Genomic DNA, 17,564 nt, shown 5'->3' with positions numbered 1-17,564 from the left:
AAAAGAGTGAGGGAGGTGCTGGATACGCGCCTTCCTCCTTTTCGCATCATTGGAAGGATTCCATCAGAGTCAAAAGGAGCGTTCAGGGATGAGGCAGACTGTATATCGAGGGGTCGAATATGGCGAGGGACTTCGCGTCGTGAAAGCGCAAAAGTATGAGAGGGCAGAACGGCGTCATTTTACAAACGGTGCGAGTGCAAAGGCAGTGTTTGGGGCAGGTGTTTACTTGGTGAGCAATCCCGAAATCGCCGCACAGTATGCGATTTGTCATGCAGAAACCAATGGGGAGAAGGCAGTGGTGCTAAGCCAGCGGCTTCATTTGCAGGGTCTCGTTTGTTTGGACGAGCGCTATGGGGAAAATGAACTGCGCATCGATGCATTGCGTGCTGCTTTTTCAGAAGAGGAACTCGAACAGAGACAAAACGGAATGGGCTATGAAGAGTGGCTGAAATGGACAGGGGATAAGGTGCGTGCGTATCTGATTGCCTGTGGATACCGGGGGATTCGGTACCGGATCAGCCCGGAGCTAACGTATTATATTTGCTATGAGCCTGATGTTCAAATTGAAGAGATTGCGATTCTATCTGTGCTTGATGTGTGAGAAAGAGACGGTGACTATCGACTTATGTAAGTAAGGAAAACGAAAGACTGGCAAACCCAACGAGGGCAGCCAGTCTTTTTTGGTAGCTTGCTATTAGGAAGCAATCGTTTGTTTGTTGTTTGCCGTGATTTTCTCGTAATCGTTGGCACTCAAGATCGAAGCATCATTTTTCATCATCCACGTGTAAATCACGAGTGAGATCAGTAGTCCGACAGTCCAAGCATTGTCCCAAATAATGGTTAAGCCCGGAATGTATTTACTTATAAAAGGAATCGCAATCCCGATTAGCATTGCCCAGATGGCTCTGCCATTAAAGCCTGTTTTGTAGTTGTAGATCCCGTTTGTTTTGTACAACTCTGTTAAATGAATGCGCCGCTTGCGCACGAGCCAATAGTCGGCGATGGCTATTCCATCAATCGGGCCTAACAAGGCTCCATACGTTCCGAGCCATAAAAAGATGTAGTTGCCGAAGTTCTCTAAAATGTACCAAGGCTGCATCAAGAGTGACACGACCCCGGCGATGACGGCGCCAGCTTCATACGAGAGACGGCGAGGGGCCAGATTCTCCACTGCCCGGGCGGGAGCAACGATATTGGCCGCTACGTTGGTCGTCAATGTGGCAAGAATAATTCCAATTGTTCCGAGGAAAATGGCGAAAGGCGAGAATTTGGCCAACACGGCAGCAGGGTCCCACAACGCTTCTCCGTAAATAACGACAGAAGCAGAAGCGACAGCAACTCCGATGAACGAGAAGAAACCCATCGTGGTCGGCAACGAAGAGGATTGTCCGATGACTTGGGCTTTTTGACTTTTGGCATACCGACAGAAATCCGGAATGTTGAGGGCCATTGTTGCCCAAAAAGCAATCGCTCCCGTCAATGCTGGGAAGAAAACCTTCAGGAATTCTGCAGTGGTAGTGAATTTCGAAGGGGCAGAGAGCATCGGTCCCCATCCGCCTGCTTTCGTAAGCGCCCAGACGAGGAGAGCCAAACTCATAATGATCAGGACGGGAGCAGCCCAAGCCTCCATTTTTTTGATCGCTTCGGGACCTCGATACGCGACCCATACGTTTAACAGCCAAAAGCCAAAGAAGGATATCCAGAGATGTCCGGGAACATTTGCCCAGCCTGTCATCGACATGAGGAGTGTATCGATGGCAGCACCTCCGAACCAACAGTTGATGCCAAACCAGCCAGCACCAATCAAACCGCGTGCAACAGCAGGGATGTGCGCTCCTTTGGAGCCGAACCAGAGGCGCGCAAAAACAGGATACGGAATGCCGAATTTCGTCCCGGCATGAGAATTGAGAAGAATAGGAATAAGGACAATACAGTTACCGAGAATGATCGTCAAAATGGCCTGCCACCAGTTCATACCCAAGGAAATTAACCCTGCCGCCATTGCATACGTCGGCAAACAGATCGACATACCAATCCACAAGCTGGCGAAGTTGTAAGATGTCCATGTGTGCTCTGCTGTCCTCGTCGGCCGCAGCCCTTCATTATAAAGCGGACTGTTCTTGATTGCATCTTCGCCTTCTTTTGTCAGGGTAACGATTCCATTTGATACCGTTTGCGTCTTCACTTCTTTCCCTCCTTTGCTTTTCAAGATGTCTCGTATTCGGACAAGCGCCCTAGTTTGTCTTGAATACAAGTTGTAACATTATATTGGGGGAAAGAAGGCCTAATACCTGATTTTTTGTCGTAAAAACGCAGCCTACAACGACAAGATTCGTCATTGACGATGGGAATGATTCTACCTTTTTACCTAATGGGGATGGTAAGATGAAGCAAGGGGGGAGCAAGCTGTGACGACAAGAAAAATCCGAATGTCTTTGCAAACCAGAATGATCTTATTGATTACTATTGTCATTATTCTGATTGTTTCGTCAGTTGGGGCGGTGTGTTCTTCCATTGTTGCGTCTTCGATCGAAGAGCAAGTAGGCAAAAAAGCATTGAGTGTGGCGAAGATTGTTGCCAGCGATCCAGAGCTGCGTAATGCATTTTCAAGCGATTACCCTCCTTCACTCATTCAACCCATCGCTGAAAACGTCCGTGTGCAAACCGGAGCAGAGTTTGTGGTCGTGGGAAACCATGAGGGAATTCGGTATGCGCATCCGATTCCGGAACGGATTGGAAAGGAAATGGTGGGTGGAGATAACGAGCCGGGACTTTCGCAAGGTCAATCTTACATATCGAAAGCTGTTGGCAGTATGGGCCCTTCATTACGAGGGAAGGTGCCGATCAAAAATGATCAAGGGGAAATCATCGGGATCGTATCCGTTGGGTTTCTGCTGGAAGATATCGAGGAGGCCATTGACCTCTATCAAGACCGCATATTGATTTTGACTCTTCTCGCCTTGTTGTGCGGTGTTGCTGGTGCCATTGCACTCAGCCGCTATTTAAAGCGCTTAATTTTAGGATTGGAGCCGGAGGAGATCGCATCCTTGTACGTAGAGCGAAATGCTGTCCTGGAGTCAGTCCGCGAAGGCATCGTGGCGATTGACCGCAATAATCGCATCACGATGATGAATAAGGCTGCCATTCGTATTTTGAACTTACCGGAAGAAGAGTTTCATCGCAAAGAAATAGTGGAAGTGCTACCAGACAGTCGCATGCCAGAAGTTCTGGAATCCGGCGAGCATCAATTAGATCGCGAGTCGATTATGGGCGGAAAAGAAATCATTGTGAATCGACTTCCAATCAAGTTCGGTGGGAAGGTCGTAGGAGTAGTCAGCAGCTTTCGTCCCAAATCGGAAATTGACCAGCTAGCTTCAGAATTGTCCCAGGCGAGGCGTTATGCGGATGTACTTCGCGCCCAAACACATGAATTTCACAATTTGTTGTATACCATTTCCGGTTTGTTGCAGCTTGGTTCGATTCAGGAAGCGGTCGAGTTGATTACGAGTGAAACGTCCGCACAGCAAGAGATGATTTTGTTTTTGGCGAAGCAAATTCCCGATCCGTTAATAGGGGCTTTGCTGTTAGGCATGCACAATCGAGCCAAGGAGCTGAAAATACAATTCGTCATCCATCACGACAGTCACTTGAAGGAGCTCCCGCCGACGATTAATCGGCAGCAGATCGTGGTTTTATTGGGGACGCTGATCCAAAATGCGTTGGAAGCCGTCAATGAGCCAAGTGTCGAATACAAACGAGTGGAGTGCTATTTGTCTGACACGGGCGATGAGATCATGTTTGAAATCGAGGACTCAGGACCGGGAGTTGGGGAAGAACTGCGAGAAAAAATATTCGAACACGGTTTCTCAACGAAAAAAGGTGAAGATCGTGGAATTGGTCTGGCCAAGGCGCATGGAATCATTAATGAATTGGACGGCTATATTCTCGTTGGCAAAAGCGAGCTAGGAGGCGCACTTTTCACAGTATCCCTACGCAAAAGAATGGAGGTGGCGTCTTGAGAAAGCTGGAGGTTCTCATCGTCGAGGACGATATGCGAATTATCGATATCAACAAGCGGTTTGTCAGCAAGATAGAAGGTTTCGAAGTCATTGCTACAGCAACGAATGGTACGGATGCCAAAGAATTGCTGTCTTGTACGCGACCCGAGCTCGTTTTGTTGGATGTGTATCTGCCTGATATGTTGGGAACGGAGCTGGTCTGGCATATTCGGCAACATTACCGCGAAGTTGACGTGATTATGATCACCGCAGCCAAGGAAATGGAAATGGTACAGGAAGCGCTGCGCGGCGGCGTATTTGATTACATTGTCAAGCCGCTGGTTTTCGAGCGTTTTCGTGAACGGCTGGAAAGCTATCGTGAGCATGTCATTCGAACGAGAGAAGCTGTCGAGGTAGATCAGGAAGTCATTGACCAAATGCTGACCAGAAGACTTGTCACTCCGAAAAATCGAGATGTGAGCGTCCCAAAAGGAATTGACCTCCTAACGCTGGAAAAAGTAATCGAAGCGATCAGACAGACGGGAGACAAGGGGGTCTCGGCGGAGGAGATTGGTCGCGAGATTGGAACCAGTCGAACAACGGCCAGAAGGTATTTAGAATACTTGGTCCTGGAAAAAAAGGCGCGTGCTGACTTGATTTATGGCACCGTTGGCAGACCGGAAAGAAAATATCGCTATCTTCCATAATGTACCATGAACAATATGAACAAAAAGTGATTAATTTTCAAAATAGACCTTATGCACGAAAACTATTCCCCTAGCTTCCGCGGTGGTACATTATGTTCAAGCGTGATAGCGCTTACAAATAAGCGGGTTAAGGGGGATATTTGCTTGATGAAAAGAAAAAAAGTGCTAATCACAGTGTCCACTTTTCTTACACTAGCACTGGCTGCTTGTGGTGGAGGTACTGGAAATACGGGAACAGCAAGTCCAGGAGCACAGCCTGCCACAGAGACATCCAAATACCCGGAAAAGCCGATCGTATATGTAGCTCCATCCGGTGCGGGTGGGGGCTGGGATAAGACAGCTCGCTCGGTAGCAAAGGTATTGGCGGAAAGCAAGCTGGTGACAGAAACCATCACCGTTGAAAACAAGCCGGGTGGCGGAGGAACAGTGTTCTTGGCTGAGTATGTAAGCAAAGACAAAGGCAATCCTTATAAATTATTCGTGAGCTCTCCTCCTATCTTGATTAACAATAACAAAAAAGAGGGGAATAGCCCATTTGGCTACAAAGATGTCACACCCTTGGCGCAAATGACGAAAGATTTCGGCACCCTCGTTGTGAAAGCGGATTCACCTCACAAGGACATCAAGAGCGTGCTGGACGCGATCAAGACTGATCCAGGCAAAATTACACTGGCAGGTGGCTCTGCTCCCGGATCGATGGATCATCTGATCGGGGTATTGCCAGCAGCTAAGTATGGAATTGATCCGAAAAGCGTTAAGTACGTCTCTTATGATGGCGGCGGAGAAGCAATGGCAGCCTTGTTGGGCGGTAATGCGGATATCATTGCAACGGATGCTTCCAGCGTGGGTGAATATTTGAAAGCAGGTAAAATCCGTGTACTGGGCGTTACTTCTGATGAACGTCTCGGCGGTGATTTGAAAGAGATTCCGACGTTAAAAGAGCAAGGCATAGAAGCGACGTTCACGATTTGGCGAGGTGTCTTTGGACCGGCTGATATGCCAGCAGACGCAAAAGCTTACTGGGATGCAAAGTTGAAAGAACTTTCCACGCACGAGGCATGGACAAAAGAATTGGCGGCAAACGGTTGGGAAAGCGAGTACAAGGACGCTGCTGCTTTCTCGGCATTCCTGGACGAACAAGATAAGCAGGTCAAAGAACTGTTGACATCACTGGGTATGTCGAAGTAGGGAGAGGAGGGGCATCCCCTCCTTTTTCCACACCTTAGGAGGTATACATGAACCTGATGTTTGATCGTATCGGCAGTCTGTTTTTTGCGCTAGTAGGTGCATTCTTTATTGCCGAAAGTCAAAATATTTCGTCTAGTGCATACGGCAGTCAGGTTGGGCCGAATATGTTTCCATTTGGGCTTGGCATCATCCTGATCTTGTTGAGCTTGCGACTATTGTGGGAGACCTATAAGAAAGGCGTGGCTGCTTCCTCATCCGAGTCACAGAGTCCACTGCGATACAAGCGGTTTTTATTGATTTTGGCAGCAACAGTCTTGTATGTATTGTTGTTGGAGAAACTCGGTTATGTCATCTCGAGCTTTGCTTTCCTTATGTTCGCCTTCACCATGATGGGAAGTAAAAGCGTTCTGAAATCGGGAATCGTTTCCTTGCTGTTTTCAGTAGCCGTTTATGTCATCTATGTGCATTTGCTAAAAGGTACGCTTCCAGGACTACCTGTCTGGCTAGGCGTCTAGGGAGGGGATAAATTAGCATGAGTGCATTGCAATTTTTGGCGGATGGTTTTCTCGTTGCCCTACAGTCGCATAATCTTGTTTTTGCCTTTATTGGCGTTCTGATCGGTACTGCGGTAGGGGTCCTTCCCGGCATCGGTCCAATGAGCGGAGTCGCGTTATTGATGCCCGTTACGGCTTCCTTGACCTCTGGCTTACCTCCTGAAAGTGCGGCGGCTAGCGCACTGATTTTGTTGGCAGGCGTTTACTATGGCGCGATGTACGGTGGTTCCACAACATCCATTTTGTTAAATACACCGGGTGAATCCTCCTCTGTCGTTACGACATTGGACGGCTATCAGATGGCCAAACAGGGACGTGCTGGCGCAGCGTTGTCGATTGCAGCGATCGGTTCTTTTGTCGCGGGGCTTGTGGCGTTGATTGCTCTTGTGTTTTTGGCTGATCCATTATCCGATCTCGCTTTGAAATTCGGCCCTGCTGAATATTTCTCCCTCATGCTTCTCGGCTTGTGTGCGGTCAGCGGACTGGGGGGGAAGTCGATGACCAAAGCCCTCATTATGACAGTCATGGGACTCTTGCTTGCGACAATTGGGATGGACACCGTTTCGGGTGTGGCGCGGTTTACATACGATATTCCCGATTTGTACCAAGGCTTGGAGTTCCTCACGATAGCAGTTGGTTTGTTTGCCCTTGGAGAAGTGTTCAAGACGATTATCGAAGACGATCAATCCTCAAAGGAAATTATGAAAGTGGGGCGGGTACTGCCATCCAAGCAAGACCTAAAAGAAAGTGCCGGACCGATTGCACGCGGTTCGTTGCTCGGATTTTTCATTGGTGTTTTGCCTGGTGCTGGCGCTACCCTCGCATCGTTCTTCTCGTATATTTTTGAGAAAAAGCTGAGCAAAGATCCTAGCCGTTTTGGAAAGGGAGCGATTGCAGGTGTAGCAGCGCCGGAGTCTGCAAACAATGCTGCTTCTGGTGGTGCGATGATTCCACTGTTGACGTTGGGTATACCGGGGTCTGGTACGACTGCGATTTTAATGGGTGCATTGTTAATGTATAACGTACAACCGGGACCCCTCTTATTCGCTGATCATCCACAAATTGCTTGGGGTTTAATTGCAAGTATGTTTATCGGGAATGTAATGCTGCTCGTTTTGAATATGCCCTTGGTTAAAGTATTTGCCAAAATTATTGAAACACCGTCCCAATTCCTGATTCCCCTCATTATCGCGATTTCCGTTTTCGGAGTGTACGCTGTGCAAATTAGTACGTTTGATTTGATTTTGCTTGTGATTTGTGGGGTAGCTGGCTATTACCTGACGAAAAACGACTTTCCGCTGGCACCGCTCGTCCTCGGCCTTGTGTTGGGACCGATGATTGAAAATAACATGAGAAGAGCATTGACCACCTCGAATGGTGACTTTTCCATCTTCCTGACAAAGCCGCTTTCTGCTGCTTTTCTGGTTTGTGCCCTTCTGTGGTTGCTGATCCCTATCTTCTTAAAGCGCAGAGGGAAGCAAGTCATTATCAGTGAAGAAGCGTAACCTCAAATCTTTATCTTGACAGCGTCCTCGCAAGCCCGTATCATTGGAAAAATTTCGGGGAACTGTTCTGTTTGATGATTGAAGCAGAACAGTAGAGGAGAGACAGACATGTTAACGATTGAACCTGTAATCTTGGAAGGCAAGCTGGTCCGATTGGAGCCGCTCAGAATGGCCCATGTGGACGGAATCTGGGAAGCAGGCGCATACGAAGAGATTTGGCCGCATATGTCCATTACCATTCGAACAAGAGAAGATGCTCAGGCTTTTATCCTGCAGGCTTTAAAAAATGAACAAGCCCAAACAGAATTGCCATTCGCCATCATTCGCAAAACAGATGAGCAAATCATCGGAAGCACGAGATTTTTAGGGATAGCGAAAAAGGATCGCGGATTGGAAATCGGGTTTACATGGCTGACCCCATCTGTGTGGAAAACGGGCGTCAATACAGAGTGTAAATGGCTTCTCTTGCGCCACTGCTTCGAACAGCTAGGATGTATTCGCGTACAGCTCAAGACAGATTCGCGCAATTTGAATTCGCAACGTGCCATTGCCCGAATAGGTGGCATTCGAGAAGGTGTGCTTCGCAATCATATGGTGATGCCAGATGGATACATTCGCGACTCGGTATACTTCAGCATACTTGACCGTGAATGGCCAGAAGCCAAGCAAAAGCTGCAATTGTTGCTGTTTGGTGAATAAAGGCTTGGATTGATTGAAGGGCTTTCAGAGCATGTGTACAATAGGGGTGAACCAAGAGGGTTTACTCTGACAAGACCCGGAAAAGAGGGTATACATGAGACAGCGTTTGTCTACGCCGGGCTATTTATTGTTGCTCGGGGATCTGATCGCCTTTGTGCTTTTTGTTTATTACGGAAAAATCATTCATAACTACCCTGTCACGACCATGGGGATTATCGAAACATTAGCCCCTTTCCTCGTGGGATGGATTATCGCGATTCTGCTTTTCAAGAGCTACGGACAACGAACGTATGAATCTGCGGGCAGACAATTATTATCGGCACTGATTACTTGGACAGTAGCGGCACCAATTGGCTTACTGATCCGCTCCTGGTGGACTGGTGTACCGACTACGCTTATTTTTGCAGGTGTGACTTATTTCATTACGCTGGCATTTTTGTTCGGATGGCGTGTACCGTTTGCCATCGGCTATGCGATCTACAAACGCAAGAGACTACTCGTAACCAGCTAATAAAGTGACCCGAATTGGTTACGCTATCCTATGAACGACGTAGGAGGTGAAACAATTGGGGAAGAATAACAACAGCAAAGACCTCGGGAAAAATCGTGGTAAAACGCTGGATGAAAATGATCGCAACACAAATTTGCGACAATCGAATCATAATGATCGAAATGAAGGAACTGCAAAAGACCGCTGAGCAATCAGCGGTTTTTTACATGGATACAGGTCGTGATGTGATATAATAGATTTTGTTTTTCTAGCGAGTGGAGGGAAACGTATGACGGAACCGATGCAGAATGTACAGCCGGTGACCTTGTCGTCACAGGCGTTTTTACTTTTGTGTAGACTATATGATGGCTGCTATGACGAATTGAAGCAAAATGAGCAGGTTCGCGAACTCGTGGAGTCCATCGGTGATATTTTGCTGGCGGGCGTAGAGACGTTGGAGAAACAGGAAACCAAGCCGAAAAATATCACTTTTCCACTTACCGTGCAACAAGCTTTTTTCTTGCGTCGACTTGTAATTGAGCTGTTGGCTCAGTCGCCGACGGACAAAGAAGACCGAACGACACAATGGCTGCAGGAATGTGTGACAGCACTCGCTGGAGGCGGTGTCCAACCTAATGTCAAGCACTCGTGAGCTGCATGTGATTACAAGCGGACGGCATTCGCTTGATGAGGTATTGCGAATGGCAGAAGCTGCTTATGCAGGTGGTATGAACTTTTTACACATACGGGAAAAACAGCGTACCGCAAAGGAATGCATGGACTGGGTAAAGGCATTGGCGAATGTCATCCCCCTTTCGTCCTTGATCGTGAATGATCGGGTGGATGTGGCTGCTGCGTCGGGTTGTGCTGGTGTTCACCTGGCATACCATAGCCTGTCTCCTGCGGACGCGAGAATGGTACTGAAGACTGGTCAAAGAATAGGGCGTTCTGTCCATTCCGTGGAAGAAGCACAGCAAGCCATTGCTGCACAAGTCGATTATTTGCTCTACGGGCATATTTTTGCGAGTGGTTCGAAGCCAGGTCTTGCACCAAGAGGAACAATCGAACTCGCGCAAATGACGGCAAGATGGCATGTGCCGATTATCGGACTCGGTGGTATCACACCGGACCGGACCGAGCAAGTTTTGGAAGCTGGGTGTGCGGGCATTGCTGTCTTATCAGGGATCACAGATGCAACTGATGCCAAGTCAGCAGCCAGCGCTTATCGAGAGGCATTGGATCGTTGGGAGGGAAAATAAAGCATGCGTGATATACAAAGACTTCGGGAAAAAATGGGTGTATACTTTGTCATTGGTACGCAGGACTGTGGGTATTCCAGCGAAAAGACCATGCAAACCGTGAAAGCAGCATTACGCGGAGGAGTAGGCACGCTTCAGCTACGTGATAAAGGAAGCAAGCTAACTGCTCAGGAACAATATGAGTTGGGTAGAGAATTGCAACAGCTATGTCGTGACCATGATACCGTATTTTTTGTGAATGACGATGTGGATCTGGCGATTCGCTTGCAGGCAGACGGCATCCATGTCGGGCAAGATGACATGGCATTGTCAGAAGTACGAGCCAAAGTTGGCTCCGAGATGTACATCGGGGTTTCGGCAGGTACGGTCGAAGAGGCGCTCGCTGCACAAAACGGTGGCGTCGATTGTATTGGTGTAGGAGCGATGTTCGCTACCCGTTCTAAGGCAGATGCTGGAGAGCCTATCGGACCAGTGGGGCTAGCGGAGATTCGTAAGGCAGTCGGGAATGATTTGCCTATCGTCGGTATTGGTGGCATCACACTGGAAAATGCCTCTGAAGTGCTTGCTGCGGGGGCCGATGGCGTCGCGATTATCAGTGCGATCAGCCAGGCCGAATCACCTGAAGCAGCAGCGCAAGCGTTACAGCGGATTGTACGATCTCGTTAGCACGGACAAAGCGACGATTACATATGGTAGGGTAATAGAAACAAACCAGGATGATGCAATAATGGCGATCAAAAGGAGGTGAAGCCGATGAAAAATCGGATTTACCGCATCGGATATGAATGGGTGAGCAAGCGGGAATTGCTCGAGCGGTTGTTGATGACCGACTGCATTCTTATCGAACACAAGCGAATGCAACCCCCACCGGAGGATCAAGATACGGAATTGCCACCAGAAAAAGAAGTTCACGCTGTTTTAGTTCGCAGCCAGCGCCGCCCGGGCGAATGGGTGACATTTAACGGGCTATATGAAATACAGACGAGAGAGCCTATTCCCTGGATAGATTCACCGCTGGAGTACCATCAATTCGGAGTAGAATTGATTCCTGGTAATATTCGCAGGGAAAAGGCACCTCAAGGCAGGATACCAGCGCGAACCAAGCTGCAAATCGCAGCTGTGCGACAAGATACGGTATTTGTCACGGTTCCTGGGCATCCGTCCAGACGTTACGAAATGTCGTTGGCTCACGCTCGTTTTGCCAAGGATAACCCGACAGAATTGGAAATGAAGCTGCAAGTATACGCTTTTCCTCCACGCAACGATATTTTTGTGGATTGGTTATTGAAAGAAGGACGCAAAACAGGAATCATTACCCGCCCCAATCAGGAAAGGGTAGAAAAATCAGCTTTTCAGGTGTGGGAAGATCTACGCCAAGAATACGGCATTAGTGTCAGCGCGGCATTGATAGCGATTAAACAGGCACTCATTGTTCTGGATCGTGCTGGTGTCGAGACTGACTTCCCATACCCGACACAAGAGCGATCAGATATTTCTTTGTTCAGTGAATCAGAGCGAGATGCCTTTTATTCCTACCAATCCGTTCGATGTGCGATGGCTGCTGTCGCTGCCCTGTTGACGGTAGACCCGAAAGATCCGTTGCAGGATACACTCTTGATGGATATCATGCTCGAGCAACAAATCAACCGCAGGCGCGAATAGCGTTTGCGGTTTTTTAGCTTTATAATGGAATTGGTAGATGAACCCAATGAAAAGGACGTGTGACCATCATGTTTGTATCCATGAACAGACTGACTGTACCAGCAGACTATCAATCCCATTTGGAACGCGCATTTGGAAATGGGGGAGAACGGATGAAGGAGGTTCCTGGTTTTTTGGAGTTCCTTTTCCTGGCACCTACGGAAGGTGACGAATACATCGTTTTTACGAAATGGACAGATGAGGAATCGTTCAAAAATTGGACAGAAAGCGAGGCTTTCAAGCGCGCGCATACAGGAACCAACCCGAATAGCCCGGTAAAATCGGATTTGCGCAATTACGCTGTCAAATCCCATTCATAAAGCGAAAGCATTTGTCTCTGCGGGGGCAAATGCTTTTTGGATGGTTGAATAATAAACATTCTTGACCTTTTTATGCTCGATCGTGATATGATAGAAAATGGTGGAAAGCGTTTTCAGTCAAACATGTTCAGGAGGTGAGGGTGTCCGAAAAAGGCAATGTGAAAGCTCGCGATAATAGGATGCTGGCCGAGATTGTTTGTCTGTAAGGATAAGAAGAGAACCTGATTGGATGGTGTCATTCTCTGCACCATGATATCATCAAGCCGCTTTACATCTTGTCTCATTTACGTCCATAATAGAGCCTATACATACTTGGAAAAATAGCCTCAATGAAGCACGGAGAAAAGGAGCCAGAGTGTTTTGAAAAATCGAATAAGTAAGTATCTTACTCATTTGGTCCCTGCGGCGGTGGCCAAGACGTTTTCCTTTCTTTCAGATCATCATTACTCTGCTTTGCTTCTAGAAGACCGCGAAAATACAGAGGCTTTGTTTGTTCAGCAAATCACGAAATGGATTGAAGTAGTAAAAGTAGTCGACACGTATGCATTCGAGCGAGAATGGAGCGAAATTGCATACAAATTTTCGCTGCTCGGAATGAATCTTACGTATTTGCAGCAATTTTTGCGCAAGTGTCGAGACGTTATTATTGAAGAAATGAATAACAACTCATTTTCTCTAGCCACGACGGAAATGGAGCGAGTGGAGCTTTTGCAAGCACAGATTCGCCTCTATCAGTCGATGGACTGCATTTTGCATCAATTGGACGATGTCTTTAACAAAAATTCGCATCCATTTCCGGTTGAGAAAACACCAACTTCTCCTACAAGTTCGGCCAAAGGAGAAGATGTTTCAATGCTCGCTGAACAGGAGCTTGTCCAATTGGTTCTGCAGTCCAGTGATATTGCCGTCTTGATGATCGACCGCCAGTTAAGAGTCATTGAAGCGAATTACGCTGTCTGTCATTTATTTGGCGTAGATCGGCATCAACTCATTGGTAAAAACATTGATCATGCTCTCCGCCCTCATGTAAGCGAGCGTTTTGTCCAGTGGGTGATTGAACGTGGGCAGTCTGGCCATTATGTTGCGGAATACAGAGGCAAATGGACGACAGTGAGTACGAGCCCCATTTACTACGGTGGAGAGATGTGGGGAGCGATCGCTGTTCTTCGGAATGTTACGGAAAGCAAAAAATACGAAGAAGAGTTGAGCAAGCGCGAAGCACTGGCAGCAGTTGGGCAACTGGCTGCTGGGATGGCACATGAGATTCGGAATCCACTGACAGCCATCAAGGGCTTCATTCAGTTGCTGCGGGAGCAAGGGGAAGCAAATCGTAGTGAATCTTATTTTTCTGTAATCTTAACGGAAATTGAACGCATTGATGGGCTATTGAACGATGTTCTTGTTTTGGCCCGGTACAGGGATGATAAAATCGTATCGGAACGTTTCTTAGTGATGGACGAGTTATATGGCGTCATTCGTTTACTGGAGCCAGAAGCGAATCGAAGAGGAATCAAGCTTGAGCTGGACATTGCACAAGGCGAGTGGCATGTGTTTGGTCATCGTTCACGAATCAAGCAAGCCATCTTGAATATCTTGAAAAATGCGCTTGAAGCATTGATGACCCAAGGAAACCTCGTTCATGTAAAAGTGTACTCATCTCTCAATCAAGTAATCATTGTTGTGGAAGACAACGGACCTGGTCTATCAGATTCTTGCCTGCAAAATTTGTTCGTTCCTTTTTATACGACCAAACAAGAGGGAACGGGGTTAGGTTTGTCTACGACACAACGCATCATCGCGGATCACGGTGGCGAACTCTATGCGGAAAACTCTCCGAAATTGAAAGGAGCTCGTTTTGAGATTCGTTTACCCCTTTCCACTTCCTAAAAAAACAAAAAAGGATTGTGACTGTAGACGGATCGAATATCCGTCTTTTTTACGTTCATATAAGAGAAAAGTCCTATACGCGAAAAAGTTGCAAGTCTTTCGAATCAATCTTTTTGTAAGTTGTTGTCAAGGTCTGTCGATCAGTGGAATAATTTACAAAACGGTTACAATTTGAACGGAGTTGAACAACTGTGATTCGGATGCTGAAAAAAAACGAAACGAGGTGGAGCTACTGGGAGGTTTGGTATGAGGAATCAGAGCGCCTTTATACCGTTCATTACGGAAATGTAGGGGAAATTGGCGACTATTTTGCTGTAGTGGCGGAGCAGATTGAGGGAAGGCCTGATGAGGTTTTGCAGAGCTGGGCGGAAGAGATGAAAGTACAAGGATATCAGGTTATGAAAGAGAACGATTTCCACCCGATGGTTATTCGATTTCCCCATTTGTGTGAGTCAGAGATTGAAATGCGTTATTTGATCGAACAGCTGTTGGACGAATGCTTGGGAAAGACGGGGAACGGGCACAGCGACGGTGGGGAAGACAGCGAGAGGACGTTGGCAGTGATTTGCCGGGTGATCGATACGAAGAAAGCGGCTGCTGCGGTATTTGAAGCGATGTCCAGCGCACAGATGGCAGAAGGATTTTCTATCAGCATAAAGCAGGAGGATGGAAACTTGATTCCACTTAATCCTCCTGCCTGAAATTATCTGATTTATTTCACGATTTTGTGCCGCAGTGCTTTTGCCACTGCCTGTGTACGATCCTCGACACCCATTTTTTGCAAGATCCGATGCACGTGTGTTTTTACAGTGCCTTCAGATATAAACAAGTTTTGCGCAATCTGATCATTTCGATAGCCATCTGCGATCTGTTGGAGTACATCCAACTCTCGATCCGTAAGTTCATCTAGCAAAACTGATTGGGAGGTGGTCGTCGAATCAGGTGTCTCACGTTGACCTTGCAGAGCTTCGGCAAGGGCTTTTGCAGCTGTCACGGTGTGGAAGAGGGCTTCTCCCTGGTGGGCTCTGCGAATCAGATCAAGCATTTCCTGAGAGTCAGCATCTTTTAGCATATAGCCGACAGCCCCGGCGCGAATCCCTTCCACCACATAATTGTGGTTATCAAAGGTGGTAAGAATCAATACCTTCGTGCGAGGATGCTGCAGCATGATTTCTCTTGTGGCCTCAATACCCGACTTGTTGGGCATCTGAACATCCATTAAAACGACATCAGGTGCGAGGTCGCCAATAAGTTCTACTGCTTCTACGCCATCGGAAGCTTCCCCGATTACTTCCATATCGGATTGCATTTGAATGACATAGCCTAAACCTTGGCGAATCATGGTTTGGTCATCTACTAGGACCACGCGAATGGCTCCTTCTTTTTGTTTACCGGTCATGTTCGCATGCTCCTTTCAGGTTCAGTCTGGTGAATCGGAAAGCTGAAATCGAGTTGGAATCCGTGGGGCTCTCGAATGCGATACGCGAGAGTTCCGTTCAATAATTGAATTCGCTCAGATATGCCAGTTAGGCCAAAGCCAGGTTTGATTTTTTGGTCGCTCGTGATGCTTCCATCGTCTCGGATTGACAACAAAAGGATGTCCTTCTTTTGTTCAATGATGACGAGAATTTCTTTTGCGTCAGAGTGACGGAGGGAATTGGTGATCGCTTCCTGCAAGATTCGATAAAACGTTATCGTCATTTCCTGGGAGAGCGGGATGTCCAGATCGGAGCATATCAGTTCCATTTTAATACCTGTATGCTTTTGGGCCTGCGACAAAAGAGCTCGCAGAGGCGTAAGTCCCAAGGAGGTTTTATCCAGAGCAAGTGTATGGACAGACGTGCGAATATCCTCCAGACTTTGCTTGGCGACACCGAGCATGTTGCGCACGGCTTCTTGTGCGTTGTCAGGTCCATCCTGCAACATATACTTCAAGGCATGTAGCTGGACAATGAGTGAAGTCAAACTATGACCCAATGCATCGTGAATATCACGGGCAATTCTCGTTCGTTCCTCAAGAACAGCTACTTGAAGGGAATGAAGCGCTGCTTCTTGAAGCTGTAAGTGTGCCTCTTGCAACTCTGTATGTGCTTTTTGCAGCTGCTCCAGATGCTGTTGGTTGGTTTCATATGCTTCTGTTTGAATCCGATAGCCTCGTGCGCCGATATAGCAGCCCACATACGTAAGAATATAAGAGATGATGTGCGTGAATCTCAGGTTTTCTTCAAAATATAAAAAAAGCGTACTGCACGTACCAAAAAAAGTAGCATACGCCAACGCTCGGCGTCCATGAATGTGAAAACCGATAAAAACAGCGAGTGGGAGCATCAAGCCGAAGCCCTCTCCACCCAAGATGAGGGACTTTAGCAAGGAAACGATTCCTAGCGCGACTGCCACTAATTCGAATTGGAAAGGCTTCCATTTTTTCTTGGAAGTCCAAAATACCACAAGGTAACAAATAAATAGTACAATGGTAAGGGAAAATTGCAATGGAGTTTCCCGTTTAAATGAATCAGGAAGCAAAGCTAATACAAGTAAGATGGAAAACCACATGATCAGCAAACGTTTTTGTATGGCTTTCATCATTATCTTCAACAATGAGAAGTCCTTCTTTCTCTGCCGGATAATCACTTAACTTCATTCTAGCATGCGTTGTCGTCTATCTCCAGATAGATAAATCCTTGTCAGAAATCTACCCCTGGGTAGACTTCACTACATATAGATTTCAGTAGAATTATTTTTGGGAAATAAACGATTAGTTATGGGTGTGAAGTGGTTAAGTAAGGATGGCAAGGGAGGTTCTCATGAAAGAACTGATTCAGTTGGCAAAACTCCTGCAAGAAGCCAGTGTTTTGTTTAGCACGATTTCTGAGCAAGAGCTGGATACAAGCGATGTAACCTGGCAACAGGTCTTGATTCTGGAGCAGCTAGGAAACGGGCCAAAAACGATGGGGGACATAAGTAAGACTGTCGGTCTTTCATACAGCACAACTTCCGGTCTCATTAACCGGTTGGAGCAGGAAAACCTGGTACGAAGATTCCGCGACCAAGCAGATCGACGAGTTGTGTGGGTGTCACTGACAGAGCGTGTATACCAACAGCGAGATGTGAAATGGGGAAATTCACAAACCGTTTAAAACGGTTTCACCCCTTTATATTTCGTTAAACGAAATGTCACGACGAGATTCACCTTATTCATTTCGTTATGCGAACTATTTCTCACAAAAAATTAGCAGATATATAAAGAAGAGGTGAG

At 47.2% G+C, this 17,564-nt stretch carries 20 protein-coding genes; 17 read left to right on the top strand and 3 right to left on the bottom strand.

Translation table 11 applies throughout. The annotated features are described in order from the left end of the window. The first annotated feature begins 88 nt into the window (after positions 1-88). Positions 89-601, top strand: a complete 513-nt coding sequence (locus HP567_RS19245; protein WP_173607847.1) for a hypothetical protein — start codon at positions 89-91, stop codon at positions 599-601. 93 nt (positions 602-694) lie between these two features. On the opposite strand, the gene HP567_RS19240 is transcribed toward HP567_RS19245, so the two are convergent. Continuing rightward, entirely contained in the window at positions 695-2,185 is a 1,491-nt protein-coding gene (locus HP567_RS19240; protein WP_173607846.1) for an NCS1 family nucleobase:cation symporter-1, read from the bottom strand. 223 nt (positions 2,186-2,408) lie between these two features. On the opposite strand from HP567_RS19240, the gene HP567_RS19235 reads away from it, so the two are divergent. The 15 genes from HP567_RS19235 (at position 2,409) to HP567_RS19170 (ending at position 15,009) form a co-directional block, all read left to right on the top strand. Beyond that, complete coding sequence (locus HP567_RS19235) at positions 2,409-4,019, top strand: ATP-binding protein (RefSeq protein ID WP_173607845.1); 1,611 nt, start codon at positions 2,409-2,411, stop codon at positions 4,017-4,019. Positions 4,020-4,051: 32 nt separating this feature from the next. Then, the gene (locus HP567_RS19230; protein WP_229088232.1) at positions 4,052-4,705 is read left to right on the top strand and encodes a response regulator; all 654 of its coding nucleotides are present in this window, start codon (positions 4,052-4,054) and stop codon (positions 4,703-4,705) included. A gap of 147 nt (positions 4,706-4,852) precedes the next feature. Continuing rightward, on the top strand, positions 4,853-5,893 hold the full coding sequence (locus tag HP567_RS19225; protein ID WP_173608367.1) for a tripartite tricarboxylate transporter substrate binding protein: 1,041 nt from the start codon (positions 4,853-4,855) through the stop codon (positions 5,891-5,893). Positions 5,894-5,940: 47 nt separating this feature from the next. Next, positions 5,941-6,408 (top strand): tripartite tricarboxylate transporter TctB family protein, encoded by a 468-nt coding sequence (locus tag HP567_RS19220; protein WP_173607843.1) that lies wholly within the window; start codon positions 5,941-5,943, stop codon positions 6,406-6,408. Positions 6,409-6,425: 17 nt separating this feature from the next. Beyond that, on the top strand, positions 6,426-7,952 hold the full coding sequence (locus HP567_RS19215; RefSeq protein ID WP_173607842.1) for a tripartite tricarboxylate transporter permease: 1,527 nt from the start codon (positions 6,426-6,428) through the stop codon (positions 7,950-7,952). Positions 7,953-8,060: 108 nt separating this feature from the next. Continuing rightward, a complete protein-coding gene (locus HP567_RS19210; RefSeq protein WP_173607841.1) occupies positions 8,061-8,651 on the top strand; it encodes a GNAT family N-acetyltransferase in 591 nt (196 codons plus the stop codon). A 94-nt stretch (positions 8,652-8,745) separates the two neighbouring features. Continuing rightward, positions 8,746-9,162, top strand: a complete 417-nt coding sequence (locus HP567_RS19205) for a DUF3054 domain-containing protein (RefSeq protein WP_173607840.1) — start codon at positions 8,746-8,748, stop codon at positions 9,160-9,162. Between the two features lie 55 nt (positions 9,163-9,217). After that, positions 9,218-9,349: a hypothetical protein gene (locus tag HP567_RS29865; RefSeq protein ID WP_255413062.1), complete on the top strand. Its 132-nt coding sequence runs from the start codon at positions 9,218-9,220 to the stop codon at positions 9,347-9,349. A gap of 81 nt (positions 9,350-9,430) precedes the next feature. Continuing rightward, on the top strand, positions 9,431-9,793 hold the full coding sequence (locus tag HP567_RS19200) for a hypothetical protein (RefSeq protein ID WP_173607839.1): 363 nt from the start codon (positions 9,431-9,433) through the stop codon (positions 9,791-9,793). Continuing rightward, positions 9,777-10,400: a thiamine phosphate synthase gene (locus HP567_RS19195; protein ID WP_173607838.1), complete on the top strand. Its 624-nt coding sequence runs from the start codon at positions 9,777-9,779 to the stop codon at positions 10,398-10,400. The genes HP567_RS19200 and HP567_RS19195 overlap by 17 nt, the downstream gene beginning before the upstream one ends. Positions 10,401-10,403: 3 nt before the next feature. Beyond that, the gene (gene thiE / locus HP567_RS19190; protein ID WP_173607837.1) at positions 10,404-11,066 is read left to right on the top strand and encodes a thiamine phosphate synthase; all 663 of its coding nucleotides are present in this window, start codon (positions 10,404-10,406) and stop codon (positions 11,064-11,066) included. 87 nt (positions 11,067-11,153) lie between these two features. Then, a complete protein-coding gene (locus HP567_RS19185) occupies positions 11,154-12,062 on the top strand; it encodes a hypothetical protein (RefSeq protein WP_173607836.1) in 909 nt (302 codons plus the stop codon). A 68-nt stretch (positions 12,063-12,130) separates the two neighbouring features. After that, positions 12,131-12,421, top strand: a complete 291-nt coding sequence (locus HP567_RS19180) for an antibiotic biosynthesis monooxygenase family protein (RefSeq protein ID WP_173607835.1) — start codon at positions 12,131-12,133, stop codon at positions 12,419-12,421. A gap of 360 nt (positions 12,422-12,781) precedes the next feature. Then, positions 12,782-14,308: a two-component system sensor histidine kinase NtrB gene (locus HP567_RS19175; RefSeq protein ID WP_173607834.1), complete on the top strand. Its 1,527-nt coding sequence runs from the start codon at positions 12,782-12,784 to the stop codon at positions 14,306-14,308. A gap of 191 nt (positions 14,309-14,499) precedes the next feature. Then, positions 14,500-15,009, top strand: coding sequence for a hypothetical protein (locus tag HP567_RS19170; protein ID WP_173607833.1), 510 nt, complete (start codon positions 14,500-14,502; stop codon positions 15,007-15,009). Between the two features lie 11 nt (positions 15,010-15,020). On the opposite strand, the gene HP567_RS19165 is transcribed toward HP567_RS19170, so the two are convergent. Further along, positions 15,021-15,707: a response regulator gene (locus tag HP567_RS19165; RefSeq protein WP_173607832.1), complete on the bottom strand. Its 687-nt coding sequence runs from the start codon at positions 15,705-15,707 to the stop codon at positions 15,021-15,023. Then, entirely contained in the window at positions 15,704-16,939 is a 1,236-nt protein-coding gene (locus HP567_RS19160; RefSeq protein ID WP_173607831.1) for a sensor histidine kinase, read from the bottom strand. The genes HP567_RS19165 and HP567_RS19160 overlap by 4 nt, the downstream gene beginning before the upstream one ends. Before the next feature lie 173 nt (positions 16,940-17,112). Between HP567_RS19160 and HP567_RS19155 the strand changes: the two genes are divergently transcribed. Next, on the top strand, positions 17,113-17,445 hold the full coding sequence (locus HP567_RS19155; protein WP_173607830.1) for a MarR family winged helix-turn-helix transcriptional regulator: 333 nt from the start codon (positions 17,113-17,115) through the stop codon (positions 17,443-17,445). Positions 17,446-17,564: the final 119 nt, after the last annotated feature.

Origin of the sequence: Brevibacillus sp. M2.1A (assembly GCF_013284355.2) — a bacterium.
GTDB lineage: Bacteria > Bacillota > Bacilli > Brevibacillales > Brevibacillaceae > Brevibacillus.
The sequence above is the reverse complement of the archived record's forward strand: the minus strand, read 5'-3'. Positions and strand labels throughout refer to the sequence as shown.

Coding starts and splice junctions, on each gene's coding strand:
- HP567_RS19215 (WP_173607842.1), top strand. CDS start 6,426: ATGAGTGCATTGCAATTTTTGGCGGATGGTTTTCTCGTTGCCCTACAG.
- HP567_RS19195 (WP_173607838.1), top strand. CDS start 9,777: ATGTCAAGCACTCGTGAGCTGCATGTGATTACAAGCGGACGGCATTCG.
- HP567_RS19155 (WP_173607830.1), top strand. CDS start 17,113: ATGAAAGAACTGATTCAGTTGGCAAAACTCCTGCAAGAAGCCAGTGTT.
- HP567_RS19180 (WP_173607835.1), top strand. CDS start 12,131: ATGTTTGTATCCATGAACAGACTGACTGTACCAGCAGACTATCAATCC.
- HP567_RS19245 (WP_173607847.1), top strand. CDS start 89: ATGAGGCAGACTGTATATCGAGGGGTCGAATATGGCGAGGGACTTCGC.
- HP567_RS19220 (WP_173607843.1), top strand. CDS start 5,941: ATGAACCTGATGTTTGATCGTATCGGCAGTCTGTTTTTTGCGCTAGTA.
- HP567_RS19200 (WP_173607839.1), top strand. CDS start 9,431: ATGACGGAACCGATGCAGAATGTACAGCCGGTGACCTTGTCGTCACAG.
- HP567_RS19205 (WP_173607840.1), top strand. CDS start 8,746: ATGAGACAGCGTTTGTCTACGCCGGGCTATTTATTGTTGCTCGGGGAT.
- HP567_RS19225 (WP_173608367.1), top strand. CDS start 4,853: ATGAAAAGAAAAAAAGTGCTAATCACAGTGTCCACTTTTCTTACACTA.
- HP567_RS19185 (WP_173607836.1), top strand. CDS start 11,154: ATGAAAAATCGGATTTACCGCATCGGATATGAATGGGTGAGCAAGCGG.
- HP567_RS19210 (WP_173607841.1), top strand. CDS start 8,061: ATGTTAACGATTGAACCTGTAATCTTGGAAGGCAAGCTGGTCCGATTG.
- thiE (WP_173607837.1), top strand. CDS start 10,404: ATGCGTGATATACAAAGACTTCGGGAAAAAATGGGTGTATACTTTGTC.
- HP567_RS19165 (WP_173607832.1), bottom strand. CDS start 15,707: ATGACCGGTAAACAAAAAGAAGGAGCCATTCGCGTGGTCCTAGTAGAT.
- HP567_RS19230 (WP_229088232.1), top strand. CDS start 4,052: ATGCGAATTATCGATATCAACAAGCGGTTTGTCAGCAAGATAGAAGGT.